Source organism: Hyphomonas pacifica, from assembly GCF_000682675.1.
Lineage (GTDB): Bacteria > Pseudomonadota > Alphaproteobacteria > Caulobacterales > Hyphomonadaceae > Hyphomonas > Hyphomonas pacifica.
Genome location: NZ_AWFA01000085.1, coordinates 1 through 297, shown reverse-complemented (window position 1 = coordinate 297; position 297 = coordinate 1). Strand labels below are relative to the sequence as shown.

1 protein-coding gene is annotated in these 297 nt (G+C 66.3%); it reads right to left on the bottom strand.

Features of this window, described 5'->3' with window-relative positions; translation table 11 throughout:
- Positions 1-297 (bottom strand): ATPase, T2SS/T4P/T4SS family (locus HY2_RS15955; RefSeq protein WP_034829423.1); only part of this gene is annotated, 297 nt, incomplete at both ends.

The following is a 297-nucleotide window of genomic DNA, read 5'->3' as shown; positions in this document are numbered from 1 at the left end:
CATGTTGGACGAGGGACAAAGAGCGGGAGACAAGCGGGGCGGTGTCATAGCCCTCGCCATTGAAGCCGGTGACGCGGAGCGCTTCCTCGACGCGGCGCTGGCCGCCTGCGCGGCTCATGAACACGACCACGTCGATGGCCTCGGCGATGAGATCGAAGGGCGCGCGGGGCGTTGCTTCCAGCGTCAGCTGCTCAAGTCGCTGGAGCGCGCCGTGTGCGGAGTTTGCATGAAGGGTTGTAATCCCGCCCGGATGGCCTGTGTTCCACGCCTTCAGGAGATCGAGCGCTTCGGCCCCGC